Raw genomic sequence first — 14387 nt, 5'->3', positions numbered from 1 at the left:
AATGAGCTATGCCCTGTCATCTAAATTAGTCTCGAATTAACCCAGTGACCTACCACCTTTTATCCCGTTCAGAAAGCAACATGTCATTAGAATCTATTTGCCAATCAATCATCAAATGTTCGTTGTCATGTTTAATTCCCCCTTCAGATTCCCTTTTATAATAATTATCACATTTATAAATTACTTTAGCTGATTCGCTCAAGGTCAAAAAACCATGCGCAAAACCTCTCGGTATAAACACCTGTTTTTTGTTCTCATCGCTCAGCTGAATGGATAAGTGCTGACCAAATGTGGGGGAATCTTGTCGCAAATCTACCACAACATCTTGGATTTTACCTTGTAAAACCGAGACCAATTTGGCTTGGGCATGCTCCCCTTTCTGAAAATGAAGCCCTCTGAGCACCCCTTTCTTTGAAAGGGATATATTGTCCTGTACAAAACTTATTTCCTGGCCTATTGCCTTACAAAAATCTCTGTGATTATAGCTTTCAAAGAAGTACCCCCTGTTATCTTCAAATATTTGGGGCTCCAATATAAAACACCCTTTTAATTTAGTCTCTATAGCCTTGATCATGCCTCCTTGTTCAAAATGCCCAAAAGTCTTTTCCCATATCCACTTTTCATCAAGGGTTGGGCCAATTCCATAAATTGATTTGTATTGACATATCCCATTTCATAGGCCGCAAGCTCTATGGAACCAATAATCATCCCTTGGCGTTCTTCCAGTACTTCAACAAATTGTGACGCCTGCATCAAGGCTTGAAAGGTTCCTGTATCCAACCATGCCGTTCCCCTGTCCATAATACCAACGTTCAATTTACCTCTTTTTAAAAATTCTTTGTTCACATCGGTGATTTCCAATTCGCCGCGCGCACTTGGCTTTATGGCCTTTGCAATGGAGACCACATTGTTATCATAAAAATAAATGCCGGGAACTACATAATTACTCTTTGGTTCTTTTGGCTTTTCTTCTATACTGATGGCCTTCCCTTCATCATCAAACTCGACAACACCGTAGCGTTGAGGGTCATTTACCCTATAGGCATAGATAATACCTCCGTCTGGATCATTGTTGGACTGTAATAATTTTGAAAGTCCCGTTCCGTAAAAAATGTTGTCTCCAAGAATCAAGGCAACTTTATCATTTCCAATAAAATCCTCACCAATGATGAATGCTTCCGCCAAACCGTTCGGTGCGTCCTGCTCCGTATAGGAAAAAGAGCAGCCATACTTTTTTCCGTCGCCCAATAGTTCTTTGAACAATGGAAGGTCTTTTGGAGTAGAAATAATCAATATTTCTTTTATGCCCGCATACATTAATGTGGAAAGCGGATAATAAATCATTGGCTTGTCGTAAATGGGCATCAACTGCTTGCTCACTGAAAGAGTCAGTGGGTGCAATCTGCTTCCCGTTCCTCCTGCCAAAACAATTCCCTTCATTGTATTCTATTGTTGATATTGTTTTTTATAATACTCCAAATAGTCACCAGAGGTAACATGATCCAACCATTGTCGGTTTTCAAAATACCAATCTATCGTCTTTTCAAGTCCTTCCTCGAATGTCACTGAAGGCTCCCAGCCCAACTGTTGTTTAATCTTGGTGGCATCAATGGCATATCTTAAATCGTGCCCTGGGCGATCTTTTACAAAAGTTATAAGCTTTTCTGATGTTCCTGCTTGCCTGTTCAATTTTTTATCCATTAATCGACATAACAATTGTGTTAACTTTATGTTCTTCCATTCATTAAAACCTCCAATATTGTAGGTTTCTCCTTTTTTGCCTTGATGGAAAACCAAATCAATGGCCGCTGCATGGTCAATAACATAAAGCCAATCCCGGGTATAATTCCCGTCACCATATACGGGCAACGGCTTATTTTTAATGATATTGTTGATAAACAACGGAATCAATTTCTCTGGAAATTGATTGGGGCCATAGTTGTTGGAACAATTGGATATTATAAATGGTAACTTATAGGTTTCCCCATAAGCCCTTACAAAATGATCTGAGCTAGCTTTAGACGCAGAATAAGGGGAATTTGGGTTGTACGCCGTGGTCTCCGTGAAAAATCCGGTTTCACCCAAACTTCCATAAACTTCGTCCGTACTTATATGGTAAAACAGGAAATCTGGGTTGGACTTGGTCAATTCCAATGAGGCATTTAACAGGTTAACCGTACCTAAAATGTTGGTTTGGACAAAGGATAGTGGATGGGATATAGAGCGATCTACGTGCGACTCGGCCGCCAAATGAATCACTCCAATAAATTTGTGTTTCGCAAAAAGGTCATTTACGAAGTTTGCATTTGTAATGTCCCCCTTAATAAAAGCGTAATTGGGTGCTTCTTCAATGTCTTTCAGGTTTTCCAAATTTCCTGCATAGGTCAATGCATCTAGGTTGAAAATCTTGTAATCAGGGTATCTTGAAACAAATCGCCGAACCACATGAGAACCTATAAACCCGGCTCCACCCGTAATTAAAATATTTTTTGGGATGTTTTTTTCCATTAAAGCGCCCTTAAAGTCGTTAGCGTATTTCAATGATTACGAAAGAACACTGTTTTTTGGCCTTTTTGCGAAAGTACGATAATTCCTATCCAACACAAGGTTTGCATTGCCCATCAAACTGTTTTCCTCTAAAATTTGTTGAGCAAATTTGTACCATGTCATCGGTTTTCTATCCGTAAAATGATATGTCCCGTAAGCATGGTTGCCCTGCAATACTTCTCCCAAAATAAATTTCGCCAAGCTTTCTGTGTTCGTAGGGCACCCTATTTGGGCATCGGTCACCCTTAATTCCAATCCTTCTTTTGCCTTCTGTACAATTGTTCTGTAAAAATTTTGGCCATACTTTTTGCTGTAGAGCCATGAGGTCCGAATAATGAAATGGTTATCCCATATTTGACGAATGTACTGTTCTCCTTTCAGCTTGGATTTTCCATATTCATTGATGGGGTTTGTGGGGTCATAAATGGTGTATGGTCCACTTTTGGTTCCGTCAAAAACGTAATCAGAGGAAATGTGAATTAGAGCAGTGTCATTCTCTTTACAGCACAAAGCTAAATTTTTGGCACCTTCTGCATTTACTTTAAAGGCTATATCAGGAGTTTTCTCCGACTGTTCTACATTGGTATATGCAGCACAGTTTATACAGAAATCATAGTTTCCGTTTTTCAAGGCTTTTTGGATGCTCTCCAAACTGGTAATATTGAGTTCATCAGCTGTTTTGGACTCAACATAAAGATTGTCATGGGTAGATGCACTTTCCATTAACGTTAGGCCCAATTGACCTCCTGCGCCCGTAACAATGACTTTTTTCATGAAACAATATTGGACTCGGCAATAGTGTCAGTCTTGTAAGCACAATTTATGCCTTTTTATCTGCCAACCTATTCCTTATTATAGGTTTTCAAAAACCTGTTGACCTCAAGAAGAGCTAAAACACCAAGTACTAAAGCCAATAAAAATATAGGGAGCTTGAATTTATAGCTGTTCCAAATCCCTTTTTGTTCAACTCCTCTCGTTGGAAAGTCGCTGATTACATTTATAATCGTTGATTTATTGGCCCGTTCCTCATTCAAGTCGACCAACTTTTCTTTGAGGACATCCTTTTCTTGAACCAATGCGAGTTCTCTATTAGATGTTTTGCCACCTTCTGCCATATTTATACTGGTACCCTGCATAGGTTTATCCGCCTCTTTTACCAAAACCGTCCTATACAAACTTTGTAAAGAATCAATCTCGATCAACTGTTGTTTGTAAATCTCTTCCTGAAGATTAAGGTTCTCATCATTGATTTTTTTCTGCAATTTGAAGTAATCATTCACTGAAATGGAGTTGATGATGGCGGGCTGCATCTTTTTGGCCACTCTGTTGTCCGTGCTTATAACGGATATTTGATGAAATCTGGCATCCAAAGAGTTGAAGTTTTGCAGATAGTTTTCAAAATCTATGGTCTTTACAGTGGTCGTGTCCAGCTCACGTATGAATTCATCAAACAACTTAATCTTTTGGTTCTCGTCAGAGTAGGAATCAGAAAATATTTCCTTTATCGTGGCAGCTTCGTGTTCCGTTATATTCAATGCAGTTGCCAAAGCCACTGAGTCTTGGGCCTTGGCCAAATCGTTATAAAAAGCAATGTTGTTGTACAATTGTTGAACACTGTTGAAGTTGGGTTCAACCACCATCTTGGAAACATATTTTTTGGGGAAAATACTGTCCAAAACGTATCCCCCAATTCCTCCGATAATCAAGGCGGCAGTAATGATTATGATATTCTTCTGTATAAAGATCAGTGTGAGAATCAATAGGTGAAAAATCCCCTTGAAAATGCTTCCGATAAAATTGAAGAATTTTTGAAAACCCCTTCCTATCATTTGGAACAACTGTCCCAAATCTATTTCGTCCGAAGAGTTCTGATGTACAGGTTGGTCTGCCATATGTTTATGAATTGAATATCTGTTTTAATATTTGGTCCGTAATCAAATAGGTCGGTTTTACCCCCGTTGTTCCCAATCCACCAGATGCTAATGTGCTTCCGGTTTCCAATGGGTTGTCAGAAGCATAATAGGCGTATCGTACCTTTACATCCTTTTTGATGCTCTTCCGTATTTTGGAAGCGGACTGTATCGCTTTTTGGTAATGTACACCCTCCATTTCCAAACCTATCACATTCCAAGTGGACTCGTAAAAAAATTTGAGGATGTCCTTATTCTGCAACGAAGTTCCCAAAACTGTTACCATGGTGCCTTCCAATACTTTTAGCCCATGACCTTCAAAATCCGAAGCGCTTAATTCATTATGGAAAGGGTAGTTATCCGCCGTGCCTTCAAAAATATGGGCCGAAGGAATCATTAAATCCCCTTTACCTCCTTCCAAAATACCGGCTTTACCCATAATTGATACGGAATCTACGTTTAAAAATTGCTTTTGTTCACCCTCTTCCAAAGGTTTTAAGAGTTCGTCAATGGTCTCATAGGCCTGTTCCCCAAACGCATAGTCCATAACAAATATAACGGGTTTTTCCTCGTCTTGGGTTCCTTTGGGCAAATCATAGCAGCAGGCATCCTTTCCCAATTTGGCCGTATCAAAAATCTGAACATCTATATTGGCTCCGGATGTATCGTCCAAAAATAGCATTCCGTTCTTTTCCGCCATTTTACGAACCTTTTCATGAAGGTTATTGTTGAGCGTGGCGCTCAGCGTTTCAAATATTTCCAAAGGTTTGGCATTGGGAAATTCTTTTGCCAAAGCTTTACGGGCAAACAAGGAATTCATCACGCTGTGCATATTGGCGCTTATAATATGTATAGGCCGATGCAGTAATCCGTTCTCAATTAGAGTTTTCTTGATCATATCCGCCCACCGTTCCCCATGAATGTGGTGACCCAGACGTTCCCGCAACAAAGGACTAAAGGTAATGGTCCGTTTATTTCCGGTGGTCTCTTCCTCAATGGCCAATTTACCCAACCAATAAATTACGTTTAAAAAACGGTCTGGATCACTAGGTTTCTTGAGCTTATTGTAAATTATTGTAACCTCATCAAAAGTGCGTGCTAGAATGTTGGCTGCATGAATCAAGGCAACTTCCCTTTCACTTTCTTTCTTGTCCTTAGTGTGGACAAAACGCTCCAGTTTGTCCCAATCATGAATGGTTGCATTTCCATTTTCAACCAAAACCCTTTTACAGATTTTGCCAGATTCAATGAACAAAAAGGTTAAGTGGGTCAAAATATCATAAATATCACTTCTTCCCCGGGTAATCTCAATATTCATCTGCACCTCATCAATGCGATAACAATTACGTCTACGTTTTGGAGGGATAATAGGCTTTAAATGCGATTTGGAAAAACCTTCGTCTGAGGTTAGATTAATAAAGCGGCATTCCTCAATACCTTCGGGCAGCCGTTCCAACACATAGATCAAACCGTTCAATTCTGATTTATCCTCGGCGATTGTACCATAAATTTCTGGTCGCAACAACAAAAGTGCACTACGCAAAGCATTGCCCGATACCCCGGAAGGCTTGTAAAAACCACGATTGAGCAAGTGGCGCATGGTTATGTACAAGCGCTCAATGGCGTTGGTGGACTCCTGGGCCCTGGTCGGTTGTTTTACTTCAGTTGCCATCATATTGAGGCAAAAATACATGAATTCCTATGAAAGTTGAGCTGTTTTTGGCAATCTAAATTTTGAACGGTTGGAGTCCGTCCGCCACCTTGCGATCGTTGGACAGTCGTTGTACCTTGTTCTGCCCCCCCAATTTGCCAATGGTCTTCATATATTCTTGAAAGCCACCACGTTTGATGGTGTTGACTTTTAAAGGTTGAAGAATATTCCCTGAAATGAGGTCGTAATAATAGCTGTTCTGTTTCTGCATACTCTCCTCAATCGTTTGGGAGAATTTTGCCGGCTCCGAAGGTTCCTTTTCAAACTCAATGAACCATTCATGATAGGGTAGTTCGCCATCATTGGGGCTGGTCTGGGGAGCCACGGTAAATTCATTTACCACGGCATCAGATTGTTCCACGGCCAATTTTAGTGCCTCTTCCACTTCCTTGGCGATCACATGCTCTCCAAAAGCGGAGATGAAGTGCTTAATCCGCCCAGAAACAACAATTTTATAGGGGTCTTTTGAAATAAACCGAACGGTATCACCGATGTTGTACGCCCATAGCCCGGCATTTGAGGAAATAATCATGGCATAATCCACATCCAACGCCACATCAGCAATGGTCAATCGTTTTGGATTATCGGAAAAAAATTCATCTGCTTTTATAAACTCATAGAAAATACCGGAATTCAACAGCAACAACATGCCCTTTTCCTTCTGTGAATCTTGATAGGCAAAAAATCCTTCACTTGCAGGAAACAGTTCAATACTGTCTACTTTCCTGCCAATCAAGTTTTCAAATTTAGCCCGATAAGGTTCATAATTTACCCCTCCGTAGATAAACAATTGAAACTCTTTGAAGAGTTCTCCCACCTTTTTCCCAGATTTGGCATTGAGTTTTTCAAAATACATCTGTACCCAAGACGGTATGCCCGCTATAACCGTCATATTCTCATTTTTGGTCTCCTCTACAATTTTGTCCACTTTGGTTTCCCAATCCTCAATACAATTGGTTTCCCAGCTGGGCAGTCTGTTTTTTTGTAGATAGTTGGGAACGTAGTGGGCAGATATCCCAGAAAGTCTTCCCAGTTTTATTCCATTTTTCTCTTCCAAAATTGGGCTTCCTTGAAGAAAAATCATTTTTCCATCCACAAAATCGGCATTGCCCGTTTCATGGATATAGTTTAAAATGGCATTTCGGGATGCCTCTACCTGATGCTTAATGGATGCCTTGGTAATGGGAATGTACTTTGCCCCAGATGTGGTGCCCGAGGTTTTTGCAAAATAAATGGGTTTCCCAGGCCATAGAACATCTTGGTCGCCTTTAATGATTTCCAGAACGTAGTCTTTCAGCTCCTCATAATCCCTAACAGGTACTTTGTTCACAAAATCTTCATGCGATTTAATACTCGAAAAATCATGGTCTCTCCCAAATTTGGTTTGCATACCCGAAGCCACCAAATCTTTGAAAACCTTTTCTTGGGTTGCCACAGGGTTATTGACCCACTTCTGATTTTTTTGGGCAATCCTTTTGGCAAATATCTTTGCTGCAAATGATTTTAATGACATTTAATTGAAGTCGATATAATTCTGAGGGTCCACAGGTTTTCCTTTTCTCCAAAGTTCAAAATGCAAATGGGGGCCCGTTGTAAGTTCACCAGTGTTGCCGATTGAGGCAATTACCTCTCCTGCCTTGACAAGGTCGCCCTGAGATTTGCTCAATGACCCGTTGTGTTTGTAGACTGAAGTTAGGCCTTCTTGGTGTTCAATGATAATGACATAACCCGTTTCAGACGTCCACTCCGCGAATAGTACGGTTCCATCCGCAATGGATTTCACCGGAGTGTCTTTCGGCGCTACCAAATCCACCGCGTAATGTTTGGTTTTGGCATCAAACGCTTGAACCAAAGTACCATTGATGGGGGAGAAAAGCAGGGTACCCATGTTTTCTATGTTCCTTTCAAAGAGATTGTACTTATCCTCAAGTTCCACTTCTTCGCGTAGGAGCAAATCTTCACGTATTGGGGTCAAATCAACGGTTGATGGGTCCAATTTGTATTGTTCAAATAGCGAATCCCGATTTACTTGGTTATTTTCAATATCCCCACGGAGTACGAGTCGTACGTTGTCTAAATACCGGTTGGTATAGTTCAAAACAGTCACCAAAGAGTCCGTTTTATAGGTTAGTTCTGTGGCTTGTCGCTTCAACCTTGTGGAAGAATACCCTGGAATATATTCCCTGAGCGGGGTAAAAGCAATGATCAATGTGGTCACTCCAATAAGGACGATAATAAAAAGGGTCCCTGTAACAAAAACGTTCAGCCTATTGAGCTTAAAGGAAATTTTTTCCTCAAAGGTACTCTCGTTTAGAATGACCAAGCGATACTTGTGCAATAGCTTGCGCCTTATTTCTTTTCTTTTCTTTCGGTCCTTCGCCATAATGAACAAAGATAATCTTAGATTTTGATATTGGTGTTAAGCTTTTTAAAATACCAATCTATTGTTTCCGTACATAAAACAATACTATATGCTAATTTTCGTTAATACCATGGTCACTTACAGTTCTTTTTAGTACTTTTACTTTTCATTAAAAGTTTAGACATTATGATTGCCCAAAATATGTTTCTTGGTATGATTGGACCGTGGCAAATCGTTCTCATCGTAGTTATTGTTCTTTTGCTCTTTGGAGGCAAAAAGATTCCTGAATTAATGAGAGGCCTCGGCAGTGGTATCAAAGAGTTTAAAGACGCCTCTAAAGAAGAGGAGAAATTGGAAGGTGGCAGCGAGTCCAAGTCTTAATTTTCTGTGTTCTTATCCATTTTTAAGCTCCTTTATGAAACCCTATGTTTAAAGGGATTTTCGATAAAGAACCACATTTTTTTGACCTACACGCCATAAATCAACCCTTTCACAACAAAAAGTTATCATCCGCTTTATCTTATTCTATTTTAGCGGTTGAAACTGATGTTAAGCTCTCTTTGCTTAGCCCTCAAATAATCAATAACTGGTTATTTGTGCAGAAGGAGTGGTAATGAATAAACCGATCTTGCTTTTTTTTATGTTGTTTGCCCTTGGGATACACTCCCAAGAGGTATCGCTTTTGCAATTTGATGACGAAAACAGCACGGCTATTGCCCAAAATAGTGCCGGCACCACATCCCCAATAGATTTTATAAAGCATCTTGATGGTCTTAGTGACCGAAAGCTTTTGCAATTTGTTCGAAAAAAAGGTGTTGCGGCCAAACTTATTCAAAAAGCAGATGAATACTTTGATAAGATGTGGTATGCCGAAGCTGCACGGATTTATGACATCGTTTTGGAGAAAAGTGACGAGAAACATACCGCCGAACTACTGGGAAAGGCCGGTGACTCCCATTATTACAATGGAAATCTTGAAAAGTCCTATAAATGGTACAATGAGCTGTACCAAACCTATCCGAACCATTTTTCCGACGATCGCTTTTTTAAATATACCCATACCCTAAAAGGTACTGGAAAATATCAACGTGCTGCCCAACTCACCAAATTGTTTCGGCAAAGAAGGGACGAACCGTTGGAAGAGCTAGAAAATGTGGCCACTCCCACATGGAAAAGCACAGCTCTGGTTGAAATCAAGAATTTAGCAATCAATTCAAAATATTCAGATTTTGCGCCAATGTACCACAAAGGTTCCGAAGTGGTTTTTGCTTCGGCACGAGATTCCTCCTTTTTAACCACAAGGCGCTATCGCTGGACCAACCAGCCTTTTTTAGATCTATATGTTGCCAAGACCAAGGATGATGACAGCGGGAGTCTATTTGGCACAAAAAAATTCTCAAGGAAAATCAATACCAAGTACCATGAGGCTTCTGTGGCTTTTTCCCCCGATCAAAAAACCTTATACTTTACCCGGAACAACTATGGCAAAAGGTTAAAGCGTGGAAAGAATGGAATCAACCACTTAAAAATATATCAGTCACAATTGATTAATGGCGATTGGGCCGATGCTGTGGAAGTTCCTTTCAATAGTGAAAATTACTCCACTGGCCATCCCAGTGTAAGTCCAGATGGCACAAAAATGTACTTTGTTTCCGATATGCCGGGAGGTTACGGTCAAACCGATATCTATGTGGTGGACATTCTTGAAAATGGCAGCTTCTCCGAGCCTATAAACCTGGGAGGGGAAATCAACTCCAGCGGAAAGGAAATGTTCCCTTACATCACGGAAAACATGCTTTATTTCTCTTCCAACCGAGCCATGGGCTTAGGTGGTTTGGATGTTTATAAGGTGGAATACGACAACAATGTCTTTGGTGCCGTACATAATCTGGGCGAGCCCATTAATAGCAGAAGGGATGACTTCTCCTATATCGTGGATGATTCCGGGGAAAAAGGCTATTTTGCTTCCAACAGAAAAGGCGGTAAGGGTGATGATGACATTTATTCTTTTACATCCATTGAAAACCGTAATGCCATTTCTGGAACCATTAAAGATGCCAAAACAGGGGAAGTTATTGAAGGTGCCCAAGTCATGCTCTACAACAAAGAGAAGCTTCTTTTAGCTCAAGTCGATTCCGATACTGACGGAAACTATCGTTTTGAAGGCCTTGAATCAACGTCGGATTATGTCCTAAAAATCACCAAGAAAGGCTATTTTGAAAAAGATTCAGATATCCGAACTAAGGACAACATTACTATTGAAGCCAATCAGTCCTTGGAACCCATCAAAGAAATCATAGATAACGAAAAAAGAATGGTTAACCTTGAACCGGAGGCCATTTATTTTGATTTTGACCGGTTCGACATCAAACCAAAAGCAGCTAAAGAGCTGGATAAACTTGTGGCCGTTCTAAAGGAATATGAAGACATGGTCATTAAGATAGAGTCCCATACCGATGCTATTGGAAGTAGCGCCTATAACAAATATCTCTCGGACAAACGCGCCAAATCAACACGAGATTATATTATTTCACAAGGTGTTGATCCTTCACGCATTGCTAGCGCCATTGGCTACGGGGAAGAGCGACTCCTCAACGATTGTGCTGATGGACAACGGTGTCCCCCAGACCAACACCGTCAAAATCGCAGGTCGGAGTTTCACATCGTTTCACAATAAAACTAACCCCTAAAGGGGTTTTTTTGTATTCAAAGCCTTCTGTTTTTGCAGTACATCGGGTTTTTCATCCGCTGAACGGTAACGAACAATTTACCGTTTGTCGATAAAAAGGATTCTCTTATGGAAAGGCTGGATTCCAACAAAGCTTTTATCCCACTTTCTGTGCTTTTTGTCCCATTGTTTTTAACTCCCTTTAGCAAAATCCAATCTTTGCTATGTCTTTAAATCTTAAAAATCTGACTTATGAAGAAACTTGTACTCATTAAAGAAATCTATATTGAAGGGTTCCGAAACTTAGGACACTACCTCATTGAAAAATACTTTAAAATATTTGCTTGGTTTAGCTTTGTCATGTTCTTCATTGTGCTTTACGCCTTTGTGTACAGAATAGCTACCGGCTTCGCATTTGACTAAACCCCCGTAAGCATTTAAAGAACAAAGAAGCCCGGAGAAATCCGGGCCTTTTTGCTTTTATTTCTATTCTTGGATTACTTTTCCGAGACTGTAGGGTTAAAGTCTACTGTTCTTAAAATGGCTTCCAGTTCAAACATATAGTCCCTTTTTTCTGCGGATGGGGCAAAAGTAAACCCCTCCAAAATCATCTTTCTGTTGTGCTCCTCATCATTGATAATGTAGGTTAAAAACGGACCAGCCATGGGGTATCCTTGTATATCCCATATACCTCTTACCTCAGCAGCTTTCTTTCCTCCAATCTCTGCTGGAAAAACATATGGCGCAAATGCCATCTCTGTTTTCATATAGGTGTCTTCATACGGTCCTGGAACATACTTTTTCCCGATAGAGTCCCTCATTTTCACAATATCCTGAACAAAGGTTGAATCATTTGAAAAACTATCCTCCGGCATTTCATAGGCAATGATGTTCATGGTTCCTTTGGGGATTTGTATGTCCATCCATACAAATTTGTTGTCCCGCTTACCCACTTTGTACAACGATGGAACCTTCATGCTAATTCCGAATTCTTCTTGCAGGGCCTTATCCTTATTCAAAGAGCGTTCAAATCTCCTTTGGGCTTCTGAAAGCTCCAATTGTTTGAATGACTCTATCGCCCTTGGTGCCAAAGAATCCAGATTACGGTTCAGCACTTCATGCGTTGGCCCAGTTACCACGGCAACCCTTTGCGGTTTGGAATAGGCATCATTTTTAACATGTGCCAATGAAGAAGAATCCTGTTCCACGTACAAAATTGACCTGGAGTAGGTAGTGGTTCCCTTAAAAACTTTTGGGGGAACCTGTACAATGGTAAAAATAGGTTCAGCTTGGGGAAGACCCAATACTTGAGCTGCAAAATGTTCACGAATATTATCACCCACATCGCTTCTCCAAAGCTCCGTGTCCATCACCACCATTAGCGAATTTACGCCACCCGTGGATGGTGGAAGAAATCGTTCTTTTGGCCCTGAATCTTTACAAGACCATAGCACCATTACCAAAATGGCACTGCATAGTGTTCCAATTTTTTTCATATCGAGTTAAATTTACGAAGAACAATCGCACAATTTGAGTTTTGTGCCCGGTTTTAGGTTATTACCGCTAAGACCGTTCCATTCTCGTAAATTTTCTATGGAAACTCCCGGATACTTTCTGGAAATGGTCCAGAGTGAGTCACCAGGTTGGACTGTATGTGTTTTGGAATTGCCCGCCACAGTACCAGTAGCCGATTTTGAGGTGTTGGACTTGGCAACTGTTTTTTCTGGGATATAGGGTTTTCTAGGGAAAATGGTCAGTCTTTGCCCTATTCGCAGGTTATTGCTTCGCAAACCGTTCCAACTTTTAATTTGGCTCACACCTACACCGTAACGTTCTGCAATCTTGCCCAAGTAATCACCACTTTTCACTTTATAGCGAATTTGACTTTCGGCGGCGATCATTTGCGGCAACGGCTTTTCAAGGGAATCCATTTCCTTTTTTACATAGGCATAAATCTGCTCTTCGTTGGCCACGAACTTTCCAATTTTGGATTTGGGCAATCGAAGCGCATAATCCTTTCCTTGTACTTTTGGAATGACATTGAGTTTGTAGGCTGGGTTCAACATCTCCAATTCTTCGGTGCTGATGTCCACCAACTTGGATATTTGATCAAACGTGATGAGGTTTTTTACATGAACCGTGTCCGTTTCAAAATAAGGGCGGTCTGCTTTTTTATATTGAAGTCCGTGCTCTTCGGCGTATTCAAAAATATACATGGTGGCCAAAAATGCTGGAAGATACCCTGCTGTTTCACGTGGAAGAAATGGGCGAATGTTCCAATAGTTCTCATATCCTCCAGACCTGCGGATGGCTTTGTTCACGTTCCCCGGGCCAGAGTTGTAGGCGGCCAGGGCCAAATCCCAATCATTGAAGATTTCATAGAGCTTGGCCAGATACTTGCTAGCTGCTTTTGTGGCCAAAATGGGATCATGGCGCTCATCCACATAACTGCTGACATCCAATCCGTACATTTTACCTGTACTGTACATGAACTGCCAGAGCCCCTTGGCGCCCACTCTTGACCGTGCTCTTGGGTTCAATGCGGATTCAATAATGGCCAAGTATTTAATTTCAAGAGGAATGTCTTGGTTGTCCAATTCTTGCTCAAACAATGGAAAATAAAATTGACTTGCCGTCATCATACGCTGCATCAAGTCTCTTCTACGGGTCAAAAAGGATTTAATCACACTCTCCAAAGAAGGATTGTAAGTAATGTTGAAGGGAGTCTTTTCATCCATCAAGGCCAAACGGGCTTTTAAGGTGTCCGTGGGCAGGTCCACAACAACAATGGAATCGTTCCCGGGTCCATTCTGGATTTCCAACAGCATATCACTGAACAACTGGGCACTGCTATGAAGCTCTTTTAACCAAAGACTATCATATCTTCGGGCCTCTTGCAAATCCACTAATTGGAACTCCCCTTTTTTATCCACTTCCAACTCCATGGGCTTACCATCAATATTCACATTGGTAATATTGATTTTCTGGGTTTCATCAGCCTGTAATAATGAGGAATCTTGCACCGCCAATTGAATGGAATCAATGTCTTGGGCAGTGACCATTGCGGCAACAAAAAGAAGCGCTGCGCAAACAGCTGTATTCAATTTTTGGTTCATTTGGACAAGGTTTGGTTTTTGGGGCGAACTAAAATGGCGTTTTTTTCTGAAATAATAAAATTTCGGGTATAAA

The 14387-nt window shown here is 40.8% G+C and carries 13 protein-coding genes; 3 read left to right on the top strand and 10 right to left on the bottom strand.

What is annotated here, in order from left to right:
• Positions 1 to 49: 49 nt before the first annotated feature.
• The 8 genes from rfbC to AB1A65_RS04215 form a co-directional block, all read right to left on the bottom strand.
• Positions 50 to 571, bottom strand: a complete 522-nt coding sequence (gene rfbC / locus AB1A65_RS04250) for a dTDP-4-dehydrorhamnose 3,5-epimerase (RefSeq protein ID WP_366587055.1) — start codon at positions 569 to 571, stop codon at positions 50 to 52.
• The gene (gene rfbA / locus AB1A65_RS04245) at positions 571 to 1440 is read right to left on the bottom strand and encodes a glucose-1-phosphate thymidylyltransferase RfbA (protein WP_366585961.1); all 870 of its coding nucleotides are present in this window, start codon (positions 1438 to 1440) and stop codon (positions 571 to 573) included. The genes rfbC and rfbA overlap by 1 nt, the downstream gene beginning before the upstream one ends.
• A 6-nt stretch (positions 1441 to 1446) precedes the next feature.
• Positions 1447 to 2508, bottom strand: coding sequence for a dTDP-glucose 4,6-dehydratase (gene rfbB, locus AB1A65_RS04240; protein ID WP_366585959.1), 1062 nt, complete (start codon positions 2506 to 2508; stop codon positions 1447 to 1449).
• Between the two features lie 36 nt (positions 2509 to 2544).
• Positions 2545 to 3321 carry a dTDP-4-dehydrorhamnose reductase gene (rfbD, locus tag AB1A65_RS04235; RefSeq protein ID WP_366585957.1) on the bottom strand — a complete coding sequence of 259 codons (777 nt, stop codon included), beginning with the start codon at positions 3319 to 3321 and terminating at the stop codon, positions 2545 to 2547.
• Between the two features lie 68 nt (positions 3322 to 3389).
• Positions 3390 to 4439 (bottom strand): hypothetical protein, encoded by a 1050-nt coding sequence (locus tag AB1A65_RS04230; RefSeq protein WP_366585955.1) that lies wholly within the window; start codon positions 4437 to 4439, stop codon positions 3390 to 3392.
• Positions 4440 to 4443: 4 nt separating this feature from the next.
• Positions 4444 to 6132: a hypothetical protein gene (locus tag AB1A65_RS04225; RefSeq protein ID WP_366585953.1), complete on the bottom strand. Its 1689-nt coding sequence runs from the start codon at positions 6130 to 6132 to the stop codon at positions 4444 to 4446.
• A gap of 52 nt (positions 6133 to 6184) precedes the next feature.
• The gene (locus AB1A65_RS04220; protein WP_366585951.1) at positions 6185 to 7681 is read right to left on the bottom strand and encodes a GH3 auxin-responsive promoter family protein; all 1497 of its coding nucleotides are present in this window, start codon (positions 7679 to 7681) and stop codon (positions 6185 to 6187) included.
• Positions 7682 to 8551 (bottom strand): M23 family metallopeptidase, encoded by an 870-nt coding sequence (locus tag AB1A65_RS04215; RefSeq protein WP_366585949.1) that lies wholly within the window; start codon positions 8549 to 8551, stop codon positions 7682 to 7684.
• A gap of 165 nt (positions 8552 to 8716) precedes the next feature.
• Here AB1A65_RS04215 and tatA point away from each other — a divergent pair, with 165 nt between their 5' ends.
• The 3 genes from tatA (at position 8717) to AB1A65_RS04200 (ending at position 11621) form a co-directional block, all read left to right on the top strand.
• A complete protein-coding gene (tatA, locus tag AB1A65_RS04210) occupies positions 8717 to 8911 on the top strand; it encodes a twin-arginine translocase TatA/TatE family subunit (RefSeq protein WP_366585947.1) in 195 nt (64 codons plus the stop codon).
• A gap of 232 nt (positions 8912 to 9143) precedes the next feature.
• Positions 9144 to 11207 (top strand): OmpA family protein, encoded by a 2064-nt coding sequence (locus AB1A65_RS04205; RefSeq protein WP_366585945.1) that lies wholly within the window; start codon positions 9144 to 9146, stop codon positions 11205 to 11207.
• Between the two features lie 243 nt (positions 11208 to 11450).
• The gene (locus AB1A65_RS04200) at positions 11451 to 11621 is read left to right on the top strand and encodes a DUF6747 family protein (protein WP_366585943.1); all 171 of its coding nucleotides are present in this window, start codon (positions 11451 to 11453) and stop codon (positions 11619 to 11621) included.
• Positions 11622 to 11695: 74 nt separating this feature from the next.
• On the opposite strand, the gene AB1A65_RS04195 is transcribed toward AB1A65_RS04200, so the two are convergent.
• Positions 11696 to 12694, bottom strand: a complete 999-nt coding sequence (locus tag AB1A65_RS04195) for a DUF4837 family protein (protein ID WP_366585941.1) — start codon at positions 12692 to 12694, stop codon at positions 11696 to 11698.
• Positions 12695 to 12706: 12 nt separating this feature from the next.
• Positions 12707 to 14314 carry a LysM peptidoglycan-binding domain-containing protein gene (locus AB1A65_RS04190; RefSeq protein ID WP_366585939.1) on the bottom strand — a complete coding sequence of 536 codons (1608 nt, stop codon included), beginning with the start codon at positions 14312 to 14314 and terminating at the stop codon, positions 12707 to 12709.
• Positions 14315 to 14387 lie beyond the last annotated feature (73 nt).

Origin of the sequence: Allomuricauda sp. ANG21, from assembly GCF_040705235.1 — a bacterium.
GTDB classification, from domain to species: Bacteria; Bacteroidota; Bacteroidia; order Flavobacteriales; family Flavobacteriaceae; genus Flagellimonas; species Flagellimonas marina.
This window is presented reverse-complemented; position numbering and strand designations above follow the sequence as displayed.

Bases quoted from the DNA above. Each gene is read 5' to 3' on its own strand.
- AB1A65_RS04205 (WP_366585945.1), top strand. From the start codon at position 9,144: ATGAATAAACCGATCTTGCTTTTTTTTATGTTGTTTGCCCTTGGGATA.
- rfbD (WP_366585957.1), bottom strand. From the start codon at position 3,321: ATGAAAAAAGTCATTGTTACGGGCGCAGGAGGTCAATTGGGCCTAACG.
- AB1A65_RS04190 (WP_366585939.1), bottom strand. From the start codon at position 14,314: ATGAACCAAAAATTGAATACAGCTGTTTGCGCAGCGCTTCTTTTTGTT.
- AB1A65_RS04195 (WP_366585941.1), bottom strand. From the start codon at position 12,694: ATGAAAAAAATTGGAACACTATGCAGTGCCATTTTGGTAATGGTGCTA.
- AB1A65_RS04215 (WP_366585949.1), bottom strand. From the start codon at position 8,551: ATGGCGAAGGACCGAAAGAAAAGAAAAGAAATAAGGCGCAAGCTATTG.
- AB1A65_RS04225 (WP_366585953.1), bottom strand. From the start codon at position 6,132: ATGATGGCAACTGAAGTAAAACAACCGACCAGGGCCCAGGAGTCCACC.
- tatA (WP_366585947.1), top strand. From the start codon at position 8,717: ATGATTGCCCAAAATATGTTTCTTGGTATGATTGGACCGTGGCAAATC.
- AB1A65_RS04220 (WP_366585951.1), bottom strand. From the start codon at position 7,681: ATGTCATTAAAATCATTTGCAGCAAAGATATTTGCCAAAAGGATTGCC.
- rfbA (WP_366585961.1), bottom strand. From the start codon at position 1,440: ATGAAGGGAATTGTTTTGGCAGGAGGAACGGGAAGCAGATTGCACCCA.
- AB1A65_RS04200 (WP_366585943.1), top strand. From the start codon at position 11,451: ATGAAGAAACTTGTACTCATTAAAGAAATCTATATTGAAGGGTTCCGA.
- AB1A65_RS04230 (WP_366585955.1), bottom strand. From the start codon at position 4,439: ATGGCAGACCAACCTGTACATCAGAACTCTTCGGACGAAATAGATTTG.
- rfbB (WP_366585959.1), bottom strand. From the start codon at position 2,508: ATGGAAAAAAACATCCCAAAAAATATTTTAATTACGGGTGGAGCCGGG.